The 25,518-nt window shown below is 63.8% G+C and carries 27 protein-coding genes and 1 riboswitch; of the genes, 13 read left to right on the top strand and 14 right to left on the bottom strand.

All coding sequences use genetic code 11. The features are described 5' to 3' along the window. Positions 1-222: 222 nt before the first annotated feature. Positions 223-1,851 carry a fatty-acid--CoA ligase gene (locus SO180_RS10105; protein WP_449378662.1) on the bottom strand — a complete coding sequence of 543 codons (1,629 nt, stop codon included), beginning with the start codon at positions 1,849-1,851 and terminating at the stop codon, positions 223-225. Between the two features lie 64 nt (positions 1,852-1,915). On the opposite strand from SO180_RS10105, the gene SO180_RS10100 reads away from it, so the two are divergent. Further along, entirely contained in the window at positions 1,916-3,022 is a 1,107-nt protein-coding gene (locus SO180_RS10100) for an extensin family protein (protein WP_449378661.1), read from the top strand. A gap of 34 nt (positions 3,023-3,056) precedes the next feature. On the opposite strand, the gene SO180_RS10095 is transcribed toward SO180_RS10100, so the two are convergent. Next, the gene (locus SO180_RS10095; protein ID WP_449378660.1) at positions 3,057-3,740 is read right to left on the bottom strand and encodes a L,D-transpeptidase; all 684 of its coding nucleotides are present in this window, start codon (positions 3,738-3,740) and stop codon (positions 3,057-3,059) included. A gap of 345 nt (positions 3,741-4,085) precedes the next feature. On the opposite strand from SO180_RS10095, the gene SO180_RS10090 reads away from it, so the two are divergent. Both SO180_RS10090 and SO180_RS10085 read left to right on the top strand, forming a co-directional pair. Beyond that, positions 4,086-5,063 (top strand): magnesium transporter CorA family protein, encoded by a 978-nt coding sequence (locus tag SO180_RS10090; RefSeq protein ID WP_449378659.1) that lies wholly within the window; start codon positions 4,086-4,088, stop codon positions 5,061-5,063. A 188-nt stretch (positions 5,064-5,251) separates the two neighbouring features. After that, the gene (locus SO180_RS10085) at positions 5,252-5,470 is read left to right on the top strand and encodes a hypothetical protein (RefSeq protein ID WP_449378658.1); all 219 of its coding nucleotides are present in this window, start codon (positions 5,252-5,254) and stop codon (positions 5,468-5,470) included. Positions 5,471-5,588: 118 nt separating this feature from the next. On the opposite strand, the gene SO180_RS10080 is transcribed toward SO180_RS10085, so the two are convergent. Genes SO180_RS10080 through pdxH form a run of 3 tightly spaced genes read right to left on the bottom strand, consistent with a single transcriptional unit; the run spans position 5,589 to position 7,819 of the window. Further along, positions 5,589-6,359, bottom strand: coding sequence for a class I SAM-dependent methyltransferase (locus tag SO180_RS10080; RefSeq protein WP_449378657.1), 771 nt, complete (start codon positions 6,357-6,359; stop codon positions 5,589-5,591). 27 nt (positions 6,360-6,386) lie between these two features. Beyond that, positions 6,387-7,139, bottom strand: a complete 753-nt coding sequence (locus SO180_RS10075) for an SDR family NAD(P)-dependent oxidoreductase (RefSeq protein ID WP_449378656.1) — start codon at positions 7,137-7,139, stop codon at positions 6,387-6,389. Positions 7,140-7,177: 38 nt separating this feature from the next. Continuing rightward, the gene (gene pdxH, locus SO180_RS10070; protein WP_449378655.1) at positions 7,178-7,819 is read right to left on the bottom strand and encodes a pyridoxamine 5'-phosphate oxidase; all 642 of its coding nucleotides are present in this window, start codon (positions 7,817-7,819) and stop codon (positions 7,178-7,180) included. Between the two features lie 113 nt (positions 7,820-7,932). Between pdxH and SO180_RS10065 the strand changes: the two genes are divergently transcribed. Beyond that, entirely contained in the window at positions 7,933-8,346 is a 414-nt protein-coding gene (locus tag SO180_RS10065) for an RT0821/Lpp0805 family surface protein (RefSeq protein ID WP_449378654.1), read from the top strand. Between the two features lie 113 nt (positions 8,347-8,459). Next, positions 8,460-9,413 carry a DnaJ C-terminal domain-containing protein gene (locus tag SO180_RS10060; protein ID WP_449378653.1) on the top strand — a complete coding sequence of 318 codons (954 nt, stop codon included), beginning with the start codon at positions 8,460-8,462 and terminating at the stop codon, positions 9,411-9,413. 342 nt (positions 9,414-9,755) lie between these two features. Here the strand turns inward: SO180_RS10060 and SO180_RS10055 are convergent, their stop codons facing one another. Next, the gene (locus SO180_RS10055; RefSeq protein WP_449378772.1) at positions 9,756-10,526 is read right to left on the bottom strand and encodes an anti-sigma factor family protein; all 771 of its coding nucleotides are present in this window, start codon (positions 10,524-10,526) and stop codon (positions 9,756-9,758) included. 118 nt (positions 10,527-10,644) lie between these two features. Continuing rightward, positions 10,645-11,133 carry a sigma-70 family RNA polymerase sigma factor gene (locus tag SO180_RS10050; RefSeq protein ID WP_449378652.1) on the bottom strand — a complete coding sequence of 163 codons (489 nt, stop codon included), beginning with the start codon at positions 11,131-11,133 and terminating at the stop codon, positions 10,645-10,647. 173 nt (positions 11,134-11,306) lie between these two features. Here SO180_RS10050 and fabI point away from each other — a divergent pair, with 173 nt between their 5' ends. The 5 genes from fabI (at position 11,307) to SO180_RS10025 (ending at position 16,952) form a co-directional block, all read left to right on the top strand. After that, a complete protein-coding gene (gene fabI / locus SO180_RS10045; RefSeq protein ID WP_449378651.1) occupies positions 11,307-12,122 on the top strand; it encodes an enoyl-ACP reductase FabI in 816 nt (271 codons plus the stop codon). A 75-nt stretch (positions 12,123-12,197) separates the two neighbouring features. Further along, the gene (locus SO180_RS10040; RefSeq protein WP_449378650.1) at positions 12,198-12,797 is read left to right on the top strand and encodes a histidine phosphatase family protein; all 600 of its coding nucleotides are present in this window, start codon (positions 12,198-12,200) and stop codon (positions 12,795-12,797) included. 178 nt (positions 12,798-12,975) lie between these two features. Continuing rightward, the gene (gene aroC, locus SO180_RS10035; protein WP_449378649.1) at positions 12,976-14,064 is read left to right on the top strand and encodes a chorismate synthase; all 1,089 of its coding nucleotides are present in this window, start codon (positions 12,976-12,978) and stop codon (positions 14,062-14,064) included. Positions 14,065-14,128: 64 nt separating this feature from the next. After that, positions 14,129-15,325, top strand: coding sequence for an adenylate/guanylate cyclase domain-containing protein (locus SO180_RS10030; protein WP_449378648.1), 1,197 nt, complete (start codon positions 14,129-14,131; stop codon positions 15,323-15,325). A 58-nt stretch (positions 15,326-15,383) separates the two neighbouring features. After that, positions 15,384-16,952: a radical SAM protein gene (locus SO180_RS10025; RefSeq protein WP_449378647.1), complete on the top strand. Its 1,569-nt coding sequence runs from the start codon at positions 15,384-15,386 to the stop codon at positions 16,950-16,952. An 81-nt stretch (positions 16,953-17,033) separates the two neighbouring features. Here SO180_RS10025 and SO180_RS10020 read toward each other — a convergent pair whose 3' ends face one another. The 6 genes from SO180_RS10020 to SO180_RS09995 all read right to left on the bottom strand — a co-directional run bounded on the left by SO180_RS10020 (position 17,034) and on the right by SO180_RS09995 (position 21,904). Further along, on the bottom strand, positions 17,034-18,512 hold the full coding sequence (locus SO180_RS10020; protein WP_449378646.1) for an FAD-dependent monooxygenase: 1,479 nt from the start codon (positions 18,510-18,512) through the stop codon (positions 17,034-17,036). A gap of 642 nt (positions 18,513-19,154) precedes the next feature. Next, positions 19,155-19,460: an ATP-dependent Clp protease adapter ClpS gene (gene clpS, locus SO180_RS10015; RefSeq protein ID WP_449378645.1), complete on the bottom strand. Its 306-nt coding sequence runs from the start codon at positions 19,458-19,460 to the stop codon at positions 19,155-19,157. 39 nt (positions 19,461-19,499) lie between these two features. Further along, positions 19,500-19,841, bottom strand: a complete 342-nt coding sequence (locus tag SO180_RS10010; protein WP_449378644.1) for a DUF190 domain-containing protein — start codon at positions 19,839-19,841, stop codon at positions 19,500-19,502. 2 nt (positions 19,842-19,843) lie between these two features. Then, complete coding sequence (gene crcB, locus SO180_RS10005; protein ID WP_449378643.1) at positions 19,844-20,272, bottom strand: fluoride efflux transporter CrcB; 429 nt, start codon at positions 20,270-20,272, stop codon at positions 19,844-19,846. A 5-nt stretch (positions 20,273-20,277) separates the two neighbouring features. Next, on the bottom strand, positions 20,278-20,667 hold the full coding sequence (gene crcB, locus SO180_RS10000) for a fluoride efflux transporter CrcB (protein WP_449378642.1): 390 nt from the start codon (positions 20,665-20,667) through the stop codon (positions 20,278-20,280). Between the two features lie 25 nt (positions 20,668-20,692). Then, positions 20,693-21,904 (bottom strand): MFS transporter, encoded by a 1,212-nt coding sequence (locus SO180_RS09995; protein ID WP_449378641.1) that lies wholly within the window; start codon positions 21,902-21,904, stop codon positions 20,693-20,695. Positions 21,905-21,994: 90 nt separating this feature from the next. Continuing rightward, positions 21,995-22,071: riboswitch (Fluoride riboswitch) on the bottom strand. 292 nt (positions 22,072-22,363) lie between these two features. Here SO180_RS09995 and SO180_RS09990 point away from each other — a divergent pair. Further along, positions 22,364-23,206: a DUF1194 domain-containing protein gene (locus SO180_RS09990; protein ID WP_449378640.1), complete on the top strand. Its 843-nt coding sequence runs from the start codon at positions 22,364-22,366 to the stop codon at positions 23,204-23,206. Between the two features lie 3 nt (positions 23,207-23,209). Further along, on the top strand, positions 23,210-23,590 hold the full coding sequence (locus tag SO180_RS09985) for a bleomycin resistance protein (RefSeq protein ID WP_449378639.1): 381 nt from the start codon (positions 23,210-23,212) through the stop codon (positions 23,588-23,590). Between the two features lie 4 nt (positions 23,591-23,594). Here the strand turns inward: SO180_RS09985 and SO180_RS09980 are convergent, their stop codons facing one another. Then, positions 23,595-24,443: a nucleotidyltransferase domain-containing protein gene (locus tag SO180_RS09980; protein ID WP_449378638.1), complete on the bottom strand. Its 849-nt coding sequence runs from the start codon at positions 24,441-24,443 to the stop codon at positions 23,595-23,597. A gap of 307 nt (positions 24,444-24,750) precedes the next feature. Here SO180_RS09980 and SO180_RS09975 point away from each other — a divergent pair, with 307 nt between their 5' ends. Next, positions 24,751-25,428 carry a DUF2278 family protein gene (locus SO180_RS09975; protein ID WP_449378637.1) on the top strand — a complete coding sequence of 226 codons (678 nt, stop codon included), beginning with the start codon at positions 24,751-24,753 and terminating at the stop codon, positions 25,426-25,428. Positions 25,429-25,518: the final 90 nt, after the last annotated feature.

The following is a 25,518-nucleotide window of genomic DNA, read 5'->3' as shown; positions in this document are numbered from 1 at the left end:
CACCGATGTCAGTCGCCGGTTGCGGAACACGGCGACGGGAGCAAGCTGACCTAGCGCATTTTCCGCAGGGCTGTGAAGCGGTTTATCCCCCGCCTTCATCCCCATTCCGGATCCCTCTGCGGCCGGAGACGGCTTTCGCCGTTTGCGATTGTGAGCGCTCGGAAACGACGTGGCCCCCGCGGGTCGCGCAGGGGGCCGCGCCGCCGATGTTCTCGTGATGCGCTACGCCGCCGCGTTCGGGAAACGGTAATCCTTGAATTGGTCCCGCAGCGCCGTCTTCAGGATTTTGCCCGTGGCGGTATGCGGAATGCCGTCGACGAAGGCGACGTCATCGGGCATCCACCATTTCGCGATCTTGCCGTCCATGAACTTCAGGATGTCGTCGCGGGTCGCCTGCTGGCCCTGCTTGAGCTGCACGATCAGCAGCGGGCGCTCGTCCCATTTGGGATGGAAGACGCCGATCACGGCCGCTTCCGCCACGGCCGGATGGCCGACCGCGAGGTTCTCCAGATCGATCGAGGAGATCCACTCGCCGCCGGACTTGATGACGTCCTTGGAGCGGTCGGTGATCCGCATATAACCGGCCTCGTCGATGGTGGCGACGTCGCCGGTGTCGAAGAAGCCCTCTTCATCAAGGATGTTGGCGTCGACGCGGTAATAAGCCTTGGCGACCGCAGGTCCCGACACTTTCAGGCGGCCGAACGTCGTGCCGTCCCAAGGCAGTTCCTTTCCGGCGTCGTCGGTGATCTTCATCTGCACGGCGAACGGCGCATAGCCCTGCATTTGGAGCACATCAAGCCGCTGTTCGCCCATCGCGTTGGCAAACGGCGGCTTCAGCGCCGATACGCTGCCGATCGGGCTCATCTCGGTCATGCCCCAAGCATGGCGCACGTTCGAGCCCATGTCGAGAAACGCCTTGATCATCGAGCGCGGCATCGCCGAGCCGCCACAAATGACCATCTTCAGATGCGGCAGCTTCAGATTGTTGGCGGCCATGTGTTGCAGAAGCATCAACCACACGGTCGGAACGCCCGCGGTGTGCGTCACCTTCTCGGTTTCGAGCAGCTCGTAGACCGAGGCCCCGTCGAGCTTGGCGCCGGGCATCACCAGCTTGGTGCCCTGCGAGGGAGCGGAGAAGGCGATGCCCCAGCTGTTGGCATGGAACAGCGGGACCACCGGCAGCATTGTCTCGGCGGCACTGGTGCCGAGAGCGTCGACATTGTTGGCCATCAAGGCGTGCAGCACGTTGGAACGATGCGAATACAACACGCCTTTGGGATCGCCCGTCGTGCCGGAGGTGTAGCACATCGCGGCCGCGGTGTTCTCGTCAAAGTCCTTCCACTCGAACTTGCCGTCGGCCTTCGCGATCCACTCCTCATAGGCGACTGCGTTCTTCAACGTAGTCTGCGGCATATGCGCCTTGTCGGTAAGGACGACAAAGCGCTCCACGCTTCCCAGCTTGTCGGCGATCTTCTCCAGGATCGGAACGAAGGTGATGTCGGTCATCACGATGCGGTCCTGGGCATGGTTGATGATCCAGGCGATCTGCTCGGGGAAAAGGCGGGGATTGACGGTGTGGCAGATGGCGCCGATGCCCATGATGCCGTACCAGACCTCCAGGTGGCGCCAGGTATTCCAGGCGATCGTGGCGACGCGGTCGCCGAGCCTGATGCCATCGCCCTCCAGCATTTGCGAAACCTTCAGGGCGCGCGCGTGGATTTCGGCATAGTTGGTGCGATGGATCGGTCCTTCGACCGAACGCGTGACGACCTCCTGCTTGCCGTGAATTCTGGCGGCGTGTTCGATGATCCGGTGGCAGAGCAGGGGCCAATCTTGCATCAAACCAAGCATTCCGACGTTCCTCCGAATAGGGCTGGACTTGTTATTACTCTCGGGTCTGGGCCAAAGAATTGTCATGAACTTTAGCCTGCCGGACTTTTGCCGCAAATGGCCTTGTCGCGGCTATATGTCCGCCGGCGCGGCAATGGTTACCGTCGCGCTGGGGCTGTCGCTTGCGCCTGCCGAGGCGCGGAAATATGCCGCGCCGCTCGACCTGTTCGGCTTCGGTCCGCCGCGGCCTCGTGCCACCGTTCATCCGGCAAAAATGCCGGCCAAAATTCCCTTGCCGAGACCGCGTCCGGAAGATGCACCCAAGGAAGTGGCCAAGCCTGCGCCGGAGCGGCCGGCGGCGGAAGAAAAACCTGCTGCCGACAAGCCGGCCGGACCGGCGGCCCCGCCTGAGAGGCGGGCCTCGGCCTGCCGCCTCGCCCTGACCGAGGAAATTGCGATCGCGCCATCGATCCCGGACATTCATGGTCCGGGTAGCTGCGGTGGCGAGGATCTGGTGCGGCTCGAGGCGATCGTGCTGCCGGACAAGCGAAAGGTGCAGGTCAAGCCGGCCGCGATCCTTCGCTGCAGCATGGCGTCGGCCATTGCCGACTGGGTGCGCTCGGACATGGCGCCGCTCGCGGCGAGCCTTGGAAGCACCATCAGCGATCTCGACAATTTCGATTCCTTCGAGTGCCGTGGCCGCAACCGCATCGTCGGCGCCATGCTGTCCGAGCACGGCCGCGCCAACGCGCTCGACGTGCGCGCGTTCAAACTTGCCAACGGCCAGTCGATCGGGTTGACCGACCGCGCCGTGCCGCGGGACCTGCGCGAGCGCGTGCTGCATTCGGTCTGCACGCGCTTCTCAACAGTGTTGGGGCCGGGATCGGATTGGTATCACGAGGACCACATCCATCTCGATCTGATGCAGCGCCGCAACGATTACCGGATCTGTCAGTGGAATGTCTGGGACCCGCTGCCGCAGGTCGCCCCGCTGCTGCCGGCCCAGCGGCCGGAGGACGCCCCGCCGCGCGAGGTGGCGGCCAAGTCGGATGCCAAGTCGGATGGCAAGTCGGATGAGACCAAGGAGGGTGCAGAGCAGGGCGATGCGGCGAAGTCCGGCACGTCACAACCGGGCGAGCCTGCGAGCGCCGCCCAAGCGCCCCGAAAGCGGGCAACAAAAAAGCGCCGGTAGCGAGCCGGCGCTTCTTCGAAAGCCTCAGGAAAGCTCAGTACTGTGAAGTGCTGTTGCCGCCTCCACGCAGGGCAAGCTGCGAATTGTACGGGGAGTCACCGTGCTTCGGCTCGAGCACGACCACGATGGTGCCGACCTTGACGCGGTTGTAGAGGTCGATCGCGTCCTCGTTGGTCAGGCGGATGCAGCCCGAGGAAATCGAGGCACCGATATATTCAGGCTGGTTTGTACCGTGGATGCGGAACAGCGTGTCCTTGCCCCCCGAGTACAGGTACATCGCGCGGGAGCCCATCGGATTGTCAGGACCCGGCGCCACATAGGTCGGGACGCCCAGACGCGAGATTTCGCCGGGGGTCGGATGCCAGGCCGGCCATTCGGTCATGCTGCCGATCTTGGCGATACCCGACCAGGCCATGGCTTCTTCGCCGACGGTGATGCCGTAGCGGATCGCCTTGCCGCTATCCATTACGTAGTAGAGGTAATGATTGTCGGAATCGACCACGATCGAGCCAGGCGATTCCTTGCGGTGGTAATCGACGATGGCACGGCGGAACGGCTCGGCGACGGGGGTGTTCTCGTACCGAATCTTGGCAAGGAGTTCCTTGTCCTTTGGCTTGAAGGCCTTGGTATCGGTCGCTTCGAAATGCGTGGCCTGCATGCAGCCCGACAGCATCAAACCGGCGGCCAGAATTCCCAACTTAACTTTCAGCGACGACATTGGCTTGGTTCCAATCGAAACAAATACCCATGCGCGGCCCTGAGCTTACCGCCCAAGTTCCACGATTCCGATGGGCGTATTATCGGTTGAAACCTGCCACAATTCCAGCTTTTAGGGCTTTATCCCGCGCTGCAAAGCCCAAGCTGTGGCTTTTTTGCCGCAATTTTTGAGACTCCAGGTCGATTTTTGGGCAAGGAATGCCTGAATGTCGATTCCCTGCCACGGTTTGCGCCGCCGCCCAGCCATAAGTGCAAACGCCCCATTAATGTGATTGTCATCCTGCACCTGTCAGAATCGCGCTAAGGGCCGTAAGTCGGCCTTTTCGGCCCCCTGCTGGAGTTTTTCATGTTTTCGGTGTTCGTTCCCTCCGAGTCCTCCCTGAAGAAGGCCGTCGTCGAAGACCTCGCGGTCCTGCCGGAGAACGCGGTGTGGATCGACCTGTTCAATCCCACCGCCGCCGAGGACAAGGCGGTTGAACGGCTCGCAGGTATCGCGATCCCGACCCGGGAGGACATGCAGGAGATCGAGATTTCCAGCCGCCTCTATATCGAGAACAGCGCGCGGTACATGACGGCGACGCTGATGTGCCACTCGGATACCGACATGCCCCGGACCACGGCGGTCACCTTCATCCTCGGCGACCATCGCCTGGTGACGGTACGCTATGACCTACCGAAGCCCTTCGCGCTGGTCGAGGCCAAGCTCGCCCGCTCCTGCACCCCCGCCATCACCGGCGAGATGGTGCTGATGGAACTTCTGGATGCCGTGATCGACCGCTGCGCCGACATCCTGGAACGCTGCGGCGCCGACATCGACCAGGTCTCGCATGACATCTTCGAGCCCGAGAGCGAGCGCCACGGTCACGCCAAGCAATATTCCCAGATTCTGATCGCGATCGGCCGCAAGGGCGACCTGACCTCGAAGGTTCGCGAAAGCCTGGTGTCGATCGGTCGCGTCGTCACGTTCCTCTCGGCCATCGTGGAAGGCGTCAAATGGTCCAAGGACATGCGCGAGCAGCTCAAGACCATGCAGCGCGACGTGGCTTCGTTGACCGACCACGCGTCGTATCTGTCCAACAAGATCACCTTCGTGCTCGACGCCATGCTCGGCGTCGTCAATCTCGAGCAGAACAACATCATCAAGCTGTTCTCGGTGATGGCTGTGGTCCTGATGCCACCGACGCTGATCGCGTCCATCTACGGCATGAACTTCAAGGCGATGCCGGAGCTCGAATGGGCGCACGGCTATCCCATGGCGCTGGTGATGATGCTCGCCGCTGCGATTGTTCCGTACTGGATCTTCAAGTGGAAGAAGTGGCTGTGAGATAGCTACCGAACTGTTACATGGCTCACAGAGAGACAGTGAACGCGCGTTGTGAAATGTGGCGCTGCGTAGGCCGTATCTAGGTCACATTCTCTGCCTCATTTCCTCAGCTAAAATTTGAGCGTTGGGCTGAACGTTTGGGCGAAACTTGTCTGCGATAAGCAGCGGGTAAGCCGCGAGGAACAGCCATGGTTGAAAAACGCATAACGACGCCCCGCAACGTCATCGATCTGGCGAGCTATCGTCAGGTCCTGGCGAACGGCAAGGCGTCGTCGACGTCGGCACGGCTGTGCCGGCACTGTGGTGCTCCGCTGCTCGACGGCGAGAACGACGACGACTGTTCGACCGCATTCAATGTAGCCGCTCCGCGGGTGCGCGAGACGTCGCGTCGGCTTCGTGCCGATTGAGAAACGGGAGGGGTTAAGGCAATCCAGGTCTTGCGGCGGCTTTGTTCTGGATTGCCTTGCTTCCGTTCGAAACACGGATCATGAACACCCGCCGCATCGTCGCGCAATTCCAGTGCTCTTAGCGCCTTGCGATCTCGGCCACGGTTAGCAGCGTTTCGGTGATCATGCCGTCGCGGCTGAATGGCGTAAGATGCTCCTCGACATCGCGCAGCATCGCCTCGACACTGTCGCCCAATGCTTCGGGGGATGACGAGGAAAAGGTGAGAACGCGCCGCGCCAGATCACTCACGCTGATCTCGTGCCTCGTCTCGACCCTGATCACATCCGCCACGTGAAATGCGCTGCCTTGGAAAAAGGCCGGCAGGTCGCGGTGTGTTCGCTCGCCGCGGCCAGCATCCTCCCAGAGGCCCGCTGGCGACCAGTTGCGGCGCACCGCATTGTAATCGTCGAGCCACGGATTGCGCCCATCGTGGGTTGGAAACGACGCGCAGACGGCGATCGCGCCGCCCTGCGCGACCAGCCGCTCGAACACTGCAAGGATAGGCGCACGATCCATCCAATGCAGGGCGCGCCCGATCGTCACGACGTCGAAGGACCCGATGTCGGCGGGAAGCCCCTCGGCCTTGCTCTCGATCAGCCTGAGGTCCCGGCCGGCGCGCGCGGCCGCACGCTGTGCGGCATCGAGCATGCCCGGTTCCGGGTCGACGCCGACGATGCGGCCGACATAGGGGGCAAAGCCGAGTGCGAGCAGTCCGGGCCCGGTGCCGAGGTCGATCAGCGCGGATCGCTCGGTGAGGGAGAGCTTCTGCGCGACACTGCGAAAGAATTCCGGCGGATAAGGCGGCCGCAGGTTCTCGTAGAGCGCTGCCGTCGTCGCAAATCGACCCATCGCTCCACCCGCGGTCCTTTCCTCGCCTTACACGTGCTGGCCGCCGTTGATGTGGATCTCGGCGCCGTTGACGTAGGACGACGTCTCCGTGCACAGCACGTAGATGATCTTGGCGACCTCGTCGGGCGTGCCGAGGCGGTGCATCGGGATCTGCTGGTCGACGATCTTCTCGGTGCCCGGCGACAGGATCGAGGTGTCGATCTCGCCCGGCGCGATCGCATTGACGCGCACGCCGACGCGGCCGAAGTCGGAAGCCATCTCGCGCGTCAGCGCGGCGAGCGCGGCCTTCGAGGTGGCATAGGCCGCCCCCGCGAAGGGATGCACGCGCGAGCCGGCGATCGAGGTGACGTTCACCACCGATCCCTTCGCCGCTTTCAACTCCTCGATCAGCCCACGCGCCATCATGATCGGCGCGAAGAAGTTGACGTGGAAGACATGCGTCCAGGTGTCGAGATCGGTGTCGACTGAGCCGAGCCTCGAGCCGCCGGGGCCCTTCGGCGAGATTGCGGCGTTGTTGACGAGCGCATGCAGCGCGCCACCTTCGAGGCGGCGGCGGATCTCATGGATCGCGCGCGCCGTATCCTCGGGATCGGCAAGGTCGACCTGGATGTGATCTTCGGGGCCGGCGTCCCAAGGGCAGTCCTCCGGAAACGCATGCCGGGAGCAGGTGATGACGCGCCAGCCCGCCGAGGAGAAGCGGATCACGGTGGCGTGGCCGATGCCGCGGCTCGCCCCAGTCAGGAGCAGCGTGCGGCGTGGCGCATTGGACGAATGCGGCATGGACATCTTTCAGGTCGGCCCGAAGCTGACGTTGAGGCTCAAGGATACATCCGCGTCTTGGACCATGGCTGGCCCGCCGCGTCACGGCGAAATTCGATGCGATCGTGCAAGCGGAACGGGCGATCGTGCCAGAACTCGATCCGCAAGGGCGTGATGCGCCAGCCGCTCCAGCCCGGCGGCCGCGGCACCTCGCCGATCACGTATTTGGCGGCGATCTTGGCGATCGCCTGCTCGAAGGCGAAGCGGCTCTCAAGCGGCTGCGACTGCTTGCTCGCCCAGGCGCCGATCTGCGCCTGCTTGGGGCGAGTGGCGAAATAGGCGTCGGCTTCGGCGTCGGTCACCGGCGTCACGTTGCCGCGGATGCGCACCTGCCGGCGCAGCGACTTCCAGTGAAAAAGTAAAGCGGCCTTAGGATTTGCGGCGAGTTCACGGCCCTTCTGGCTCGCGATGTGGCTGTAGAAGACGAATCCGTCGGAATCGAAGCCTTTCATCAGCACCATGCGCACGTCGGGCAGGCCTTCCGCATCGACGGTCGAGAGCGCCATGGCATTGGGATCGTTCGGCTCGCTCTTGATCGCCTCGTTCAGCCAGGCCTCGAACAGCGCCAACGGCTCGTCGGCGGCGGTGAAATCACCGGATGTTAAGGGTGTCTGGTGTTTCATCGAGGTCGTATCGGTCATGTCTGGAGTCCGAGTTGCGTTCTGCGGCCCAAAGCGCGTTGTTGTCCGCTTCCGCCCTATATAGGGCATGGGGCACCGTTGGCCTATCGGCGATCCGGCCCTCCAGCCTCGTCATGACAATGATTCTAATCGGGCTCGGCGCCGGCGGCTGTAGCCTGTCACGCAATGAAGCCGGCGGTGTCTTGGCCAAGGGGCCGTTCGCCAAGATGGACGAGAGCGAGGTCACCGGCTCGATCACCACGCAGGCGCCGACGGAGGGCGATCTCGCCTTCGCTCGCAACGCGGCCTCCGACGTGCTGAGCCAGGGCGACAAGGATGCCAGCCAGCATTGGGAAAATCCGGAGACCGGCGCACGCGGCTCGGTGACCCCGATCGCGCAGTCCTACGCCGCCGAGGACGGTCGCAAATGCCGGGATTTCCTGGCGAGCTACGTCAACGGCCGGACCGAAAGCTGGCTCCAGGGGGCCGGCTGTCGGAGCGGCCATGGCCGTTGGGAGATTCATACGCTAAAGCCATGGCGGAGCTAGGATTCGCTCGGCGAGCCTAGTTGCAAAAATGCCACGGACACCCCAGATGATCCCCAGACGGGGGCGGGGAGCCCTTTTGACACCATCGATTTCCGTGAAGGGAGACGTGACGGATGCGCGACCCCTATGAGGTCTTGGGGGTGCCGCGGAGCGCCAACGCTGCCGCGATCAAGAGCGCCTATCGGAAGCTCGCCAAGAAGCATCATCCCGACAGCAACAAGAACGACCCCAAGGCAGCCGAGCGCTTCGCCGAGATCAACACTGCGAACGAGATCCTCGGCGACGAGGACAAGCGCAAGCAGTTCGATCGTGGCGAGATCGACGCCGAGGGCAAGCCGCGCTTCCAGGGCTTTCCGGGCGGCGGGGGCGCGCGCGGGCGCGCCGGCCCCGGCGGCTTCGAATATTCATTCCGCTCCGGCGGCGGCGGCCCGGGTGGAGGCGCGTTCGAGGACATCCTCAACAGCATGTTCGGCGGCGCGGCGCGCGGTGCGCGGCACGGTGGCGGCGGACCCCAGTTCGAGTTCGATACCGGCGGGGTCGGCGTCGATCTCGACCTCAACGTCGCCATGACGGTGTCGCTGGAGGAGGCGGTCAACGGCGGAGACAAACGCGTCCGGCTGCCGACCGGCAAGGAGCTCAACGTCAAGATTCCGGCCGGCGTCGCGAGCGGCCAGCAGATCCGGCTGAAAGGGCAGGGTGAGACTGCGCCGGGCCATCCGCCCGGCGACCTGCTCATCACCGTCACCATTGGCCCGCACCCGTTCTTCAAGGTCGATGGCGCCGACTTGCGGATCGACCTGCCGGTCACGCTCTATGAGGCGGTGCTCGGTGGCAAGGTCCGTGTGCCGACCCTCGGCAACGCGGTCGAACTGACGATCCCGAAGAACACCTCGAGCGGCCGGACTTTCCGGCTGAAGGGCAAAGGCCTGCCGAAATCGGGTGGAACCGGCGATCTCTTCGTCACCACCCGCATCATGCTGCCGGACGGGAACGATGCCGAGCTTGAAGCATTGATGCAAAAGTGGCGGGACCAGCACCCCTACAATCCGCGTAGTGGGCTCGGCTAACGCATGATCGGGACAAGCGGGGCGGCTTGTCCGAACGGATCATGCGCTCGCAGCGAGCATTTTCCCAGCAGGTAATGCTCCAATAGACGCATGGAGCGCGGTAGCGCTTCGACGCTAGCGTGTCCGGCGTGCCGGCTGCCGCAAATGCAGCCGCGAAAAGAGTGCGGCCTCGAGAGGGGGACCAGCGCGGTACCAAAAACCCCAATCGAGGCCGCCTGCGCCGATCGGCGGATCGAACGCTACTCATTTTCGCGTGATCATCCGGTGCGATAATGAGACGTGTCGATGTCTTGATTCCAAATTTTCAATGACCGAATTTTGGCGAATGCGCCCTTGCGTTGCTCAAGTGCCGTTCTTCTCCGCCTGGTCGTAGACGGCGCGCGCCACCTTGGTGAGCCTGTCGCGGTCGCCGCCGCCGCTGACGACATAGCCGACGCCACGGTCGGCCCAGAACAAGGCTCCATCCTTGTCCATCGTGGTGTAGCGCATCTGCGTCTCGCCGGCCTTGGTCTTGGCGGTGTAGATCGTGAACCGCTCCCCGGAGGCCCCCTCATACATCAGGAAGGAGGCCGGGCCGCTCGGCCCCGGCAGCAGCCGACCGCCGACGAGCTTGAGCCCGCTTGCCTCGAGGTTCGGCGCGAACACCGTCCAGCCGCAGCGCTTGGTCAACCAGGCCTGGAGATGGTCGCGCTCGTTGCCGGGGACCTCGACGGGGTGGCGGACCTCGACGACATAGAGGCGGTGGGCGTCGAGCGCGTCCTCGGTGAAGCTCTGGAAGGTCGAGGGCGTATTGGCAGCGCCGTGCGCCACCCAGCCGGCCGCGCCGCCGGCCACGAAGGCCAGCAGGGCCGCCGCCGCGGCGCCATAGAGCCATTGCCTGGGGCGACGCTCCAGCCGCTCGAGCTCCAGGCGCCTCGGCACCGGCTCCTGCGCCACGGTGTCATAGCGGGCGTGCAGCAACTCGGCCATCGTGCGCCAGGAGTTGACCCGTTCGGCCTCCTCGGGATGGGTGGCGAGCCAGGCCTCGACGTCGGCGCGGCGCTCGGCCGGCAGCTCGCCATCGACATAGGCGTGCAATTCGTCCTCGGTCACTGAAATCCTGCGCTCGGTCATATCAGTCATCTCTGGCTCGTCGGCCCAAAATATCGTTCGCCGTTCAAATCCATTCGTCCCCGCTGCATGCACAGGGCGTTGAAAATCCGATGTGTGGACCTTTGCGTGGACCCTGCCATCACTTCACCCTTCTCAGCGCCGGCCGCTCGCCGTCCAGCGCCGCCTTGATGTGGGCCCGGGCGCGCGCCAGGCGCGACATCACCGTGCCGATCGGGACGCCCTGGATGTCGGCGACCTCGCGGTAGCTCAGTCCTTCCAGCATCACGAGCAGCAGCACCGAGCGCTGCTCCTCCACCAGCGTCGCCAGTGCCTTCTCGATGTCCCGCCCTTCTGCTTCCGTCCCGCTGGCGTCGGGATTGTTCTCGGAGAGCTGCATGAACTGCGGCCGCCTCGCGAGCGAGCGGCGGCGGTTCTTGTTGAGGTTGGTCAGGATGGTGTAGAGCCAGCTCCTGACGTCGCCCCCGAGAAACAGCCGCTCCGAGCGCAGCGCCCGGACCAGCGTGTCCTGCACCAGATCGTCGGCGATGTCGGCGTCGCGTGCGAGCGCACGAGCATAGCGCCGAAGCGCCGGGATCATGGCTTCAACACTCTGGCGAAACGCGCTCATGCCGCCTCGATTGTCCTTCACGTTCGGCGCGAGCGCCTTCACTCATCATAACACCCGAATGGAACGGCTATTCCGGCAACCGAAACAGCGTTAACGCCGTGGATTAGGACTGTACCGCCGGGAAGCGCTGGTGTACCTCCAAATCTCTTGACCAGCTCGATTGGATGACAGGGATGGCGCAGAATTCGGGTCTGATGCAGGGCAAGCGCGGGGTGATCCTCGGCGTTGCCAACAACCGCTCGATCGCCTGGGGCATCGCCAAGGCATGCCACGCCGCCGGCGCGGAGCTCGCATTCACGTATCAGGGTGACGCGCTGAAGAAGCGGGTCGAGCCGCTCGCCGCCGAGATCGGCGGCCTCGTGCTCGGTCATTGCGACGTCACGGATGCTGCGACCATCGATGCGGCGTTCGCGGTCGTGCGGGAGAAATGGGGCAAGATCGACTTCGTGGTGCACGCGATCGCCTATGGCGAGCAGCTCGACGGCCGCTATGTCGACACCACGCAAGAGAACTTCACCAAGTCGATGCTGATCTCCTGCTACTCGCTGACTGCGATCGCGCAGCGCGCCGAGAAGCTGATGACCGACGGTGGCTCGATCATCACGCTGTCCTATTACGGTGCCGAGAAGTGGATGCCGCATTACAACGTCATGGGCGTGGCGAAGGCCGCGTTGGAGGCCAGTGTGCGCTATCTCGCCGCTGATCTCGGTGAGAAGAACATCCGCGTCAACGCGATCTCGGCGGGACCGATCAAGACGCTGGCCGCCTCGGGCATCGGCGACTTCCGCTACATCCTGAAATGGAACGAGGTCAACGCACCGATGCGGCGCAATGTGACGACCGAGGACGTCGGGGGCAGTGCGCTCTATCTCCTGTCTGATCTGTCGCGCGGCGTCACCGGCGAGGTGCATCACGTCGATTCCGGCTACCACGTGCTCGGCATGAAGCGGCCGGATGCGCCTGACATGGCGCTGGGCGGGAAGGACTGAGCATGATCCGGAAAAGTGTGTAGCGGTTTTCCGAAAAGATCATGCTCAAAAAGTAAGAGCTAACGCCATCCGACAATGCCCGCGCCCACGATCTACTATCTTCGCCACGGCGAAACCGAGTGGAATGCGCTCGGGCGTCTTCAGGGCACGCAGGACATCCCGCTGAACGCGCGCGGCCGCGGCCAGGCCGTGCAGGCCGCCGGCATCCTCGCCGATCTCTTTGCGCGCGAGGGCCGCGACAAGGCTTCGCTGCCCTATGTCTCGAGCCCGCTCGGGCGCGCGCGCATGACCATGGAGCTCGCGCGCGGCAAGCTTGGCCTGCCGATTGCCGACTATTCGCTCGACGACCGCCTGCGCGAGATCGGCTACGGCGCCTGGGAGGGATTGACGCTGCCGGAGAGCGAGGCCGCCGATCCCGACGTCTACGCGCGACGCCTGGTCGACAAGTGGACGGTGGCGCCCTCGGATGGCGAGACCTATGCCGACGTCCAGGCCCGCATGGGCGAATGGTACGACCAGCTCCGGACCGACACGGTCGCGGTCGCCCATGGCGGCACCGCGCGTGCCCTGATGGTGACCCTTGGGCTGGAGACGCCCGCGAGCGCCGCCGAGCTCTATATTGAGCAGGGCGTGGTTTACGTGTTCCGCAACGGCCGGCTGGAGAAGCATGGGTAACGGGCGATACCACCCCCGAAAGTGCATTTCGGGTTCCGGACAAAAAGTCGCAAAACAACCCCATGCAAAGTAGCCAGGGGGCGGTTGTGACCGTCCCGCGCCGCGGTTACGAGGCGCGCCATTTGACCCGTCTTCGAGGGCGCGTTACCACACGCCGGAACCGATCCGGCGAGCTGCGATGTCCTTCAACACCTTCGGCCATATGTTCCGTGTCACGACCTTCGGCGAGAGCCACGGGGTGGCGATCGGCTGCGTGGTCGACGGCTGTCCGCCGCTCATCCCGCTCAATGAGGCCGACATCCAGCGCGACCTCGATCGCCGCCGGCCCGGCCAGTCGCGCTTCACGACCCAGCGCCAGGAGCCGGACCAGGTGAAAATCCTCTCCGGCGTGATGGCGCATCCGGAGACCGGCGAGCAGGTGACCACGGGCACGCCGATCGGGCTTCTGATCGAGAACACCGACCAGCGCTCGAAGGACTATTCCGAGATCAAGGACAAGTTTCGCCCCGGCCACGCCGACTTCACCTACGAGGCCAAATACGGCCTGCGCGACTATCGCGGCGGCGGGCGCTCTTCGGCGCGCGAGACGGCGATGCGTGTCGCCGCCGGCGCCATCGCGCGCAAGGTGCTGTCAGACGTGACCGTGCGCGGCGCGCTGGTGCAGATCGGTCCGCACAAGATCGATCGCGCCAAATGGGATTGGGACGAGGTCGCCAAGAATCCGTTCTTCTGTCCGGACAAGGACAAGGCGGCATTCTTCGAGAGCTATCTCGACGGCATCCGCAAGAGCGGCTCCTCGATCGGAGCCGTCATCGAGGTGGTCGCCGAGGGCGTGCCGGCAGGATTGGGCGCGCCGATCTACGCCAAGCTCGATTCCGATCTCGCAGCCGCGATGATGACCATCAACGCGGTGAAGGGCGTCGAGATCGGTGCAGGCTTCGGCGCCGCCGAGCTCACCGGGGAGGAGAACGCCGATGAGATGCGCACCGGCAATGACGGCACGCGATTTCTGTCCAACCACGCCGGCGGCGTGCTGGGCGGCATTTCCACCGGACAGCCGGTGGTGGTGCGTTTTGCGGTGAAGCCGACCTCGTCGATCCTGCAGCCGCGCCTGACCGTCGATCGCAAGGGCGCCGACACCGAGATCTTCACGAAGGGCCGCCACGATCCCTGCGTCGGCATCCGCGCGGTTCCCGTCGGCGAGGCCATGATGGCCTGCGTGCTCGCCGACCACTTCTTGCGTGATCGCGGGCAGGTCGGACGCTAACACGCAGCGCTAGCCGCCCGCGCGGCTTGACGGGGTGCAAGGTTCGTCCGCAAATTGTGGCGCCATGGATGCATCCGAAATCAACGCCATCACCGAGTGGCTGATCGACGGCGCGCGCTCGGCGCCGATGCCGAGCCAGATGATGGCCCAGGCTTGCGAGCGCATGGTCGCAGCCGGCCTGCCGCTGTGGCGGGTCGGCGTCTTCATCCGCACGTTGCACCCCGAAATCTTCGGCCGCAATTTCATCTGGCGGCAGGGCGCGCCCGAGGTCGAGGTCGGCACGGTGGATTTCGAGATCCAGGAGACGCCGGAGTTCAAGAAGAGCCCGCTCAGCCTCGTCTTCAACCAGGGCCTCGAGGTGCGTGGCAATCCCGACAACCCCGGCGACGTCGAGCGCTTTCCGTTTCTGGGGGATCTCAAGCAGGAGGGCGCCACGGATTACGTCGCGATGCCGCTGCGCTTCCTCGACGGTACCGTCCACGCGATGACCTTGACCACCAGAGAACCCGGCGGCTTCAGCGATGCGCAGGTCGCGGCCCTGCGCGCGTTGACGAAACCTCTGACCCGCATCACCGAGATCATCACGCTGCGACGCACGGCCACGACGTTGCTCGACACCTATGTCGGCAATCGCGCCGGCGAGCGCATCATGGGCGGCCAGATCCGCCGCGGCCATACTGACACCATGCAGGCTGTGATCTGGCTGTCGGACCTGCGCGGCTTCACCGCGCTGTCGGACCGGCTGCCGGCCGAGACCGTGGTCGAGATCCTCAACCATTATTTCGACTGCCAGGTCACCTCGATCCGCGCTCATGGCGGCGAGGTGCTGAAGTTCATGGGCGACGGGCTGCTCGCGGTGTTTCCGATCGACGAATATATCGGGGATGCGAACCACGTCTGCGCGCGTGTGCTGGAGGCCGCGCGCGAATCACGCTGCAGCGTCGATGCGCTGGCATTTCCAGTCGGCGAGACGGTCGAGCGCTTCCGCTTCGGTGTCGCGCTGCATGTCGGCAACATCCTCTACGGCAATATCGGCGGCGGCAACCGTCTCGACTTCACCTGCATCGGCCCCGCCGTGAATCTCGCGGCGAGACTGGAGAAGCTCGCCGGTCGCATGGGGCGGACGGTGGTGGCCTCCGAGAATTTCGTCGGCGCTTGCGGCGCCGTGTGGAACGAGCTCGGCGAATTTCCGATCGCGGGGTTCTCCAAGGCGCAGCGGGTGTATGGGCTTGCTGAGGAAGCGCCGGTGGTGATGGCATAGGGCGTGTCGAGCGGACCGGGCCCGACACATTGCCGCTACAATAGAAAGGGTATACTATTTGTCATTGCTCGGCCGGTTCGACACCCGGCATTTCGTTCGATCCTGCATTGCGTCGCGAAAACAGGAGCATCACCATGTCGATTACGACGCTGAAGGTCTTGGCGAGCCTCATACAGTTGCACGGGCCAGGGGCAACCATTCAGAGCGACCATCAGGGTATCGACGCATTGCTGAACGATCTGCGTGGGCAGGGTGCGGAGCAGGGCGTTGTCTCCGGCGAACCCGTAGCGACCCAGGCCGCTTTCAGACGAGGGGCTTTTGCCAAAGGGCCAAATGCTGGCGCCTTTCGCAGAGGAGGATACGCTCCCGGCGTGGGCGCGTTCCGCCGCGGGGGATTTGTAAGGGGATACTAGACAAATTTCTTCCAGCCCGTTGCGGTATCGGCATGTCGGCTGACAGTTCAGATTGTGCGGTCTTCGAGGATCAGCCGATCACGCAGTTGCTGGTCAAGGTCGCAACGAGATGTAACATCGACTGCTCCTACTGCTACTGGTTCCGGGACGCGTCCGTTTATAGCAAGCCGAAGCTGATGAGCCCCGACGTGCAGCATCGGTTGCTGCAGCGCATCGAGGAGCACGTCGTCCGATACCCGCTCTTCGATTTTCCCATCATTCTGCACGGTGGCGAGCCATTGCTGTGGGGCGTGGAGAACTTCCACCGTTTTGCCGAGGCCTGCGAGGCTATTTCGTCGCGGACCGGCTGCGACGTACCCATCGCGGTCACGACCAACGGCGTGCTGATCGACGACCAATGGCTGGCCTGCTTCGAGGCCCACAACATTTCGGTTGCGATCAGCATGGACGGGCCAGCACATATTCACGACATTCACCGCAAGACGTTTCAGGGTACGGGCACCCATGCCGCCGTGGAACGTGCCGCGCGCATGCTGGTATCGCGCGACATTGGCGTCATTGCCCTGGCAGTCTGCAATCCCGCCTACGCTCCGCAGCAATACGCCGATTTTTTCGCCGCGTGTGGAATCTCCAATTACGACATCATGATCCCCGATGCGACGGTGGATGAGGAGCCGCCATCCATTGCCGCATTCTACAAGGGTCTGTTCGACCTGTGGCTGGAAGCGAATCGCGCGAGGCCGACGACCAATATCCGTATCATTTCCGACATGATCACGGCCCTGCTTGGCAACAATTCGCCGACCGAGGGCGTAGGCCACAAACCCGTCGAGCTTTGCACCGTCATGACCGATGGCTCCGTGGAGGCCCACGATGTGCTGCGGATCGCAGGCGACGGCTTTACGAACACGAACTTCAACATCTTCGATCATGCGATCGACGAGGTCAGGAACGAGCCCCGCTGGAAAGCCGCGCGCGATGCTTCAATCAATCTTTGCGCGAAATGTCGTCAGTGCAAGTTCATGAACGCCTGCGGGGGAGGCTATCTTCCGCATCGTTTCTCCAAAAAGAACGGCTATGACAATCCTTCGGTCTATTGCGACGATCTCTATGCGATGTTCGAGACCATGCAATCCGTGTTGGCGAGCCATCTCTATGTCAGCAAGCCGGGCGGCGAGCGCGTCGATCTGCCCGACACCTCGGCTGGCGCCTAACGGACCGCGTGAACCGCGGGGGCAAGGTCGGAAGGAGCCTGATGGCCTGGTCATCGCGCTTTGGGACACGGAGATTCTACGCTACGCCGCAACGGGCGGTCCAAACCATATGGTGAGCGCGTCGGCGAGCCCCGACCGCGTCCGGTCGCCCACCCACGCGACATAGCCGTCGGGCCGAACCAGCACGGCGTCGGGCGCCGCTACTGCGCCGATCACCGGAAGCTCCCAGGTCGCGGCGCATCTTGCATCGATCGCCCTAATCCGATCCTGCCACGGCGCGATGTCGAGGCCGATGGGCTCACCAAAGTTGAGCAGGACCGGTCGTGCATCGTGCAGAAGACTGAAGACCCGCAGCGGGCCGTTCGCTGTGACGAGATCGAGATCGGGCATGCGGCGTCCGAGCAGTGGATGTCCCGCGCCAAGATCGTAGCGAATGTCGAGACCCGACATCATCGCGGCGATCCGCTTGCGCGGCTCATCCATGCCCAAGAGTTCGGACACGGCCTCGCGCAACGCCTCGACGCGGTCGTCGTGGCGAAGCAGCGCGGACTGCGCCATCGTGTTGCGCAGGACACGTGCGGCGACCGGGTGGCGTTCGGAATGGTAGGTATCGAGGAGAGCTTCCGGCGAGGTGCCGTTCACCACCTGGGCAAGCTTCCATCCCAGATTCACCGCGTCCTGAACGCCGATCTGGAGGCCCTGTCCACCCACCGGCGGATGCACATGTGCGGCGTCGCCGGCCAGCAGGATCCGTCCGCTCCGATAGGACGCCGCCTGCCGCGTCATGTCCGTGAATCTGGAGATCGAGGTAGGGCTGTGGATTCCGTAATCGGTGCCATAGACGGCGATGAGCGCCTTGCTGAGATCACTCAGTGTGGGCTCAGCAGTTTGTCCGACGTGCCGTTCGGTCACCATGACGCGCACCGGACCGTTCTCCAGGCGAGAGAAGGAATGGATGCCCCCGTCATCGCGGCGAAGGCCCCACTGCGGCTCTTTGGCCGTCTCGATCTCGGCGAGCAGGCAACTGATCGTCGGATCCCAGCCGGGGAAGTCGATGCCGGCACCCTTCCGGATCGCGCTGCGTCCGCCGTCGCACCCGACGAGATAGTCCGCCCGTAGCGAATGGCGGTTGGCGAGTGCGATGTCGACGCCGGTCTCGTCTTGCGCGATGTCTGTCACCTTGCGTCCCCGATAGATCGGCACCTCCAATTCATCGACCCAGTCGGCGAGGATGCGCTCGATCTGGTTCTGCCACAGCGCGAGGCCATAGGGATGCCGAGTGGGAAAGTCGCTGATATCAAGGCGGATCCAGGCGAAGCCTGCAACTTGCGCCAGCTGGCCCTGTGCAAGGAACCGGTCGGCCAGTCCACGCTGGTCGAGCACCTCGATGGTGCGGGCATGCAGTCCGCCCGCGCGCGAGCCAATGAGGTCCTGGCTGACGCGCTGCTCGACGATGGCGACGTCGACCCCCGCCAGCGCCAGCTCGCCCGCCAGCATCAAACCCGTCGGACCTGCTCCGACGATCACCACCGCATGCCTGGTCGACAGCAATTCAGTCATTCCGTGCTCCCGTAGGTTTCTGGCCTTGGGCCGGCGGTTCTACGGGATGGTCGGGGTCTTGAAGCAAGCCCCTTGCGCGCTACATATTTAAGTGGGAGGCAATGGTGTTGCCGTCCTCCGTCCGTCCGCGACAGAGCGGGGCTCCCAGATCGTTATCGTGGCGTCTTTCTGTCTCTGGGCCGTCAGGCCCGGGTCCGAGCGCCAATCGGTACGCTTCAGATTATTGCGCAGCTTCAACTGCGCGCTGCAACTAACTGCGATCCCTATGCATATACGACTGCTTCAAGCCGAGCGTTGGGATCGCCAGGGTGATGCATAGCCGCAGCATGGCGAAGCTGAAGATGAACACGAAATAGATCAGGTTCTTGATGAACTGGCTCGCGAGCGACGTCTGCCAGAAATTCCAGATCGCGCTGCGAACCAGCTCCTGCCCGAAAGAGAGTGCATGGCGGCCTTCAGGATCAGCCAGGGCAGGGCATGCAGAAGCTTGAAGGGGCCGAACGAGGTCTCGTGGCGCCGGGCCGGAGCTCGAGTTGCTTGCGCAGTGCGATTGTCATCGCACGGTCGTGACACAGGAGATTAAACCTGTCGTAGCGCCGATCGGTAAAATTGACGCAAATGCGTGCGGCAGACTGGCGCGCTCTATTCCTCAGGCTCGGTCGTGAACAATAGCGGATAGCCCTTGGCGCGGCCGGCATCGGTGGCGCGCGTCGCCTTGGTCTCGGCGACGTCCCTGGTGAAGACGGCGACGACGCAGGCGCCCAGCTTGTGCGCGGTGATCATGACCTTGTAGGCCTGATCCGCGGTCATGCGGAATTCGGCCTTCAGCACCAGGGTGACGAAATCGCGCGGCGTGAAGTCGTCGTTGAGCAGGATCACCTTGTGCAGTCGCGGCCGCTCGACTTTGGTCTTCGTCTTGGGTTTAGTCTTGGTGACGGTATCGTTCATTCCGCCTCCGAAACACGCCTGGGGTTCCAGCCGCGGTGCTCAAGGCGCGGCCTTCTCACCATATTGCAGGACCTGTACCTTCTCCAAGGTGATCAGCCCGCTCGACATCATGCCATCCAGGATGGGCAGGAATGCGTTGATATTGTCCTCACTGTCGACGATCTCGATCACCAGCGGCAGGTCTTCCGACAGCCGCAGGATTTTCGAGGTGTGCAGCCGGCTCGACTTGCCATAGCCCATCGGCCCGCGCAGCACGGTGGCGCCGGCAAGGTGACGCTCGCGCGCGCTGATCACGATCGCTTCATACAGCGGCTTGCCGTCGAAATGGTCGTTCTCGCCGATGAAGATGCGGAGCAGGACTGCTTGTCGCGGAATTTGCATGATCAGCTCCTTTTCAAGCGGTTATAGCGGCTCGCCATCATATGACCGAGCCATACCGACACCAGCCAGCAGATGAGGGAGGCGGCGATATAGGCCAGTGCGGTGTATTTCATGCCGCCATGGAACAGGCGGAAGGTCTCCAGGCTAAAGGTCGAAAAGGTGGTGTAGCCGCCGCAAAAGCCGGTCATGACGAACTGCCGGTGCTCGGGCCGCGCCAGCACGCGGCCGTCGGGGCTGGTGAGCGTCGCATAGAAGCCGATGATGAGGGACCCCGTGGCGTTGATGAACAGAGTCGCGAACGGAAAGCCGGGCCCGGTGTCGAGCAAGAGCCCGACGAGCCAGCGCGTCATCCCGCCGACGATGCTGCCGGCGGCGACCCAGGCATAAAGCAGCGCGGTGCGCCAGCGGTCCTTGGAGGTGAGGGTGGTCATCGGCTCTAGCCTCCGAGCCTGTCAGCAAGCAGGAAGCCGCAGGTCACCGCGGTGAGGCACAGGCCGACCGAGAACACGATGTTGCCGAGTGCGTGAAGCTGCTCGCCGTTGCGCGCGAGCGTCAGGGTCTGGAGGCTGAACGAAGACACGGTGGTGTAGCAGCCGAGGAAGCCGGTCACCGCGAACAGCCATGGCGTCGGCGCGGCGAAGATCGAGCCCGGATGCGTTGCCAGCGCGCCGAAAATGCCGATCAGGAAAGCACCGGTGACGTTGATGGTCATGGTCCCCCAGGGAAACGTCTCGCCGAAGCGCCGCGCGATTACGCCGGAGAGGAAATAGCGCGCGCAGCCGCCGAGCACGCTGCCGATCATGATTGCCAGAACACCGCTCAACACGTCGAATGATCCCCCAGTTTTTCCCTCAATGTCCCGCCGGTCTCGCGAAGCTCTTGCCGATCGCAAGCAGTCCCGCAAGCGAGATCAGCGCAAAGCCGAGCCCGGCCAGGAAGGTGCCCGCCGGCCCATAGGCGTCCCATAGCGCGCCCGCGAGTATGCTGGCCGCGAGCGTCGCGAGCCCCGTGAACAGATTGAAGTAGCCGAACGCGGTGCCGCGTAAGCTTGGCGGCGCGGTATCGGCGACGAGCGCCGCGAACAACCCCTGCGTCAGTCCCATATGCAGGCCCCAAAGCACGACGCCGAGCGCGAGGCCTGCAAGGCTCGGCAGCAGCGCAAGCGCGAGATCGGCGGCGGCGAGGAAAGCGAGCCCGAGCGCCAGCAGCCCGGTGCGGTTGATGCGGTCGGACAAGGCGCCGGCCGGATAGGCCGAGAGCGCATAGACGATGTTCATCAGCACCAGCACCGCCGGCACCCACATCGCGTTGAGCCCGATATTCTGCGCCCGCAGGATCAGAAAGGCCTCGCTGAAGCGCGCCAGTGTGAAGGCGATGCCGACCGCCACGACGCGCCAATAGGCCGAGCCGAGCTGCCGCATCGCCGCGGTGTTGAGCGGGTTTGGCGCCGGCGCGCGGGCCCCGTCGGGCTCGGGCTCGCTGACGGCGAACGTTATCAGGGCAAAGGAGAGGAACGCCGGCAGCACCGCGACCCAGAACACGGCTGTAAAATTATCCGCCGTCCACCACATCAGTCCGATCGCCGCGAGCGGGCCGACGAAGGCCCCGATCGTATCGAGCGACTGGCGCAGGCCGAAGCTCGCGCCGCGCAACTGCACTGGTGCAATGTCGGCGATCAGCGCATCGCGCGGCGCGCCGCGGATGCCCTTGCCGACGCGGTCGATGAAGCGCGCCGCAACCAGCCATCCAGCGCTGGGCGCGAGCGGAAACAGCGGCTTGGTGCACGCGGCGAGCCCATAGCCGAGCGCTGCGAGCAGCTTGCGCCGGCCGAGCCAGTCCGACAGAGCGCCGGAGAAGATCTTCGTGATCGAGGCGGTCGCCTCCGCGATGCCCTCGATGATGCCGACCGTCATGGTGGAGGTGCCGAGCACGGTGACCAGATAGACCGGTAGCAGCGCGTGGATCATCTCGGAGGAGACGTCCATCAGCAGCGAAACGAAGCCGAGCACCCAGACTCCCCTGGGGACCGCGGTTAGGGCTGAATTTGGCGTCGCCGTCGTCACGTCTTGCCCTTCGCATTCAGGCAATAAAAAAACCCGCCACCGGCGGGTTATCCATGCTCCCGCCGAAGGCGAGGCTTTCCAATTGCCTCACCTCAAGCAGGAGTCATCAGCCCATACAATCTGACATCGTCGGGCGGTTATCGGGGGACTCCATCCCCATCTGTGTGACAAGCCTAGCATGGAAATCGCGCCGCACAATAGGGTGGGGGAAGTTGCTTGTCATTCCGAGGCTCGCGAAGCGAGAACGCGGAATGTCGAGATACCGGGTTCGGCTCTCCGAGCCGCCCCGGAATGACAGTGATGGTTGCCGCTTGCCCGAAGCGGCGTGAGCGTGGCAGCGCTGCGGCAGCTTTGCGTTACAGCTCACGCGCCTAACTCGAATGTGAAGCAGGGGCGATCTTCGCGCTTTGCTTAAATGCATTTGCATGTCACCATCGCGTCATACGACGGGAGGGCGCGATGCGCTTGCTGTTCTCGATCGGGGCTGTGCTGGTGGCCGGCATGCTTGCCGGAGGTGACGCTGCGAGCGTCGCTGCGCCAGGAACCAGGTATCAGCAGCAAGCAGCAGACAAGGACGCGCAGAGCGTCGATGTCGAACTGATCCTCGCCGTCGACGTCTCCTACTCGATGGATATGGACGAGCTTGCGATTCAGCGCGAGGGCTATGCGCAGGCGATCCAATCCAAGGAATTCCTCCAGGCGCTCAAGGCGGGGCCCAACGGCCGGATCGCGGTGACCTATTTCGAATGGGCCGCTTCCAGCGACCAGAAGATCATCATTCCCTGGCGATTGATCGACGGGCCCGAGACGGCGGATGCGGTCGCCGCCGAAATCCTGAAGACGCCGATCCGGCGCGCCTCGCGCACCTCGATCTCCGGCGCGATCAATTTCGCGATGCCGCTGTTCGATGAGGATCCATATCGCGGCCTGCGCCGCGTCATCGACATCTCCGGCGATGGTCCCAACAACAATGGCGGGCCGGTCACGGTCTCGCGCGATGCCGCGCTGGAGAAGGGTATCGTCATCAACGGGCTGCCGATCATGGTCAAGGAGCCGTCTTATTCGACCATGGATATCGACAATCTCGACTATTACTACGAGGACTGCGTGGTTGGCGGTCCCGGCTCCTTCGTGATCGCGATCAAGGACCGCGACAAGTTCAAGGAGGCGATCCGCACCAAGCTTCTGATGGAGGTCGCCGGCCGCACGCCTGAGCGCAACGTCGTGCACGTTGCCGAGAAGGAGCCGCGCGTGAGCTGCCTGATCGGGGAAAAGATCTGGCAGGATCGCTGGGGCAGGTAAGGGATGGCCGACGAACGTCCGATGATGGTCGGGGCCGCGACCGTATTCGTCGTCAGCGACATCGCAAAGAGCCTCGTGCACTATCGCGACGCATTCGGCTTCGACGTTACGTTCGAATATGGCGAGCCGACGTCCTATGTCTGTCTCTGCCGCGACGAGGTCGCCCTGCATCTGATCGCGTCGGCCCGCACCAAGCGCCTTCCCGGCAACGGCGCCATCTGCGTGTTCGTCAGGGACGTGGACCAGGTTCATGCCGAGCTGGCGGCGCGCGGCGCCACCATCGTCAAGCCGCCCGCGAACTACGATTACGGGATGCGCGATTTCGACGTCGTGGATCTCGACGGCAATCAACTGACGTTCGGAACGGGCGCGTCCGAGGACTGAACAGTCAACGGGATGCCAGCGCGGTCAAGATGCGCTCGATCGTGCGCAGGTGCGCCAGCGCGCTCTCGAACGCATGATTTCCGATGCGGCGCCAGATCCCCGACGTTTCCTCCATCAGATTCGGAATGGTCAGCGGAAACTCCGCGGCCTGCTGGAGAGCCGCCTTCTCGTTGATGAGATATTCTCCGTTCAGCGCAAACAGGACCTGCGCGACGCAGGTCAGCGCGCGGTAGACGCAGCCCGCGACGTGGGTCTGGTCTTCGTGCAGCGCGGCGAGTTCGGCATTCTCGATGCTGAACAGGATTTCCCACCGGAAGCGCCGGATCAGCGCCTCACGCAGCGGCTTTGGATAGGGCAGTGCGATCGACTTCAGCTCCGCGATCACCGCGCGTTCGTCGCGCAGCGGCTGACAGCAGGCGATCTCGCCCATCCAGATCGCCGAGCAGAACCCGTGCGGATGTCCGGGCTGATAGTCCATGCTGATCTGTCCCGCCCGGCAGGCCTCCATCGTCCGGCGGACCGCATCGATGTTCCGGTAGAGCAGATCGACCTTCTGCCCCTCGATCGTCAGCCATGCACCGCCGACGATCCACGGCCCCCATTCGCCGACCGAGGTGACCGTCGTCGCCTCGGGATCGTCGGCGAGTTGCTGCGCCGCCTGTTGCAGGCAATCGGTGTCGAGTTTGCGGTTCTCGGAGAAATACAGGCCGATGTCGTAGTCGGAGTTTTCATGCGACGTCCCGCGCGCCCGCGACCCGCCGAGCACGATGGCCTCGACGCCCGCGACGTCGCCAAGCGTGGATACCACCCGCTCGATGAGCGGATCGCGCTGGATGTCCGTCTGCGCTATCATCTGGTGAAACCCGCCGAAGCCCGCGCGGCTTGCGCCCGGTGGCGGATATGGTCCTGATTGTGGCGATGGTCAACTCCCCAGCTGCCGCCGTCCGTCAGTCGCGCGGCGCGGGCAAAGACCGCAACTTGTTGGCCCTCCGGTAGACGTTCGCGATGCGGGGCCTGCCGCGAGCCGTCAAAATGCCGTTCAATCTGTGGTTTAGATCACGCCAGGGCGTCGTGAAGCGGTGTCTACTGTCCCTGTCAATCCGGTTGAGGGAGCATCGCGCGACATGCGCGATTTTGATGTTCGCAGGAGGATCGCCGTCATGACCCATCGCAGAAAACCCCCGGGTGCAATTCGTCACTATGGTGTCCTGGCGGGAACCGTCGTCGATGGCCTGCAAAGCTCGGACGGCTCATCGCCGCACTACGAGATTCACGTTGGTGGCGCCGGAGACTACCGGATCGCCGTCAACGTCCAGTCCGTCGACGACAGTGAGGTGCTGGCCTTTTTCGACCCCGACTTCGCAAGGTCGGGAACTCTGGATCTGAAGCCATATCTGCAGGGCAATCGCGGCTTTCGGCGGCTCGAGACCGGTCCGTCAGGCTCCGGTGGGCTTGACTATCTCCGCGACAAGCTCTTCCCGGTCGATGCGATGCAGCCGATCCCGGCGACGGGCCGCGGCGTATCGCTGAAGAACCTGCTCAACGCCAACATCAAGCGGGCGAAGGCAGACCCTAACGCCATGGTGGTCGCGTTCGGCGAATATTTTGAGGACCACGGCCAGACCGACCAGTATTTCCACTTCCGGCCCGAGCGCGGGATTCACGACATCCACATGATGCAGGGCAATCGCGGACAGTTCGCGAGCGACAACCGCACCCATGGCGATGGCGCGCTATTCATCTCGTTCGACAATGGGCAGGAGATCGTCGCGTTGTTCGTGCGCTTCCAGACGCAATCGCTCCACACCGATGATCGCACTGGCGCGCCGCTCGACTAAAGCGCGATGAGACTAGCACTACTTTGGCAGATCGTTGATTTTGCCGTGCTTTATAGGATTCCCGAATCAATTTTTCAATGATTCATAGGT

It is taken from the genome of Bradyrhizobium sp. UFLA05-112, from assembly GCF_053572325.1.
This window is presented reverse-complemented; position numbering and strand designations above follow the sequence as displayed.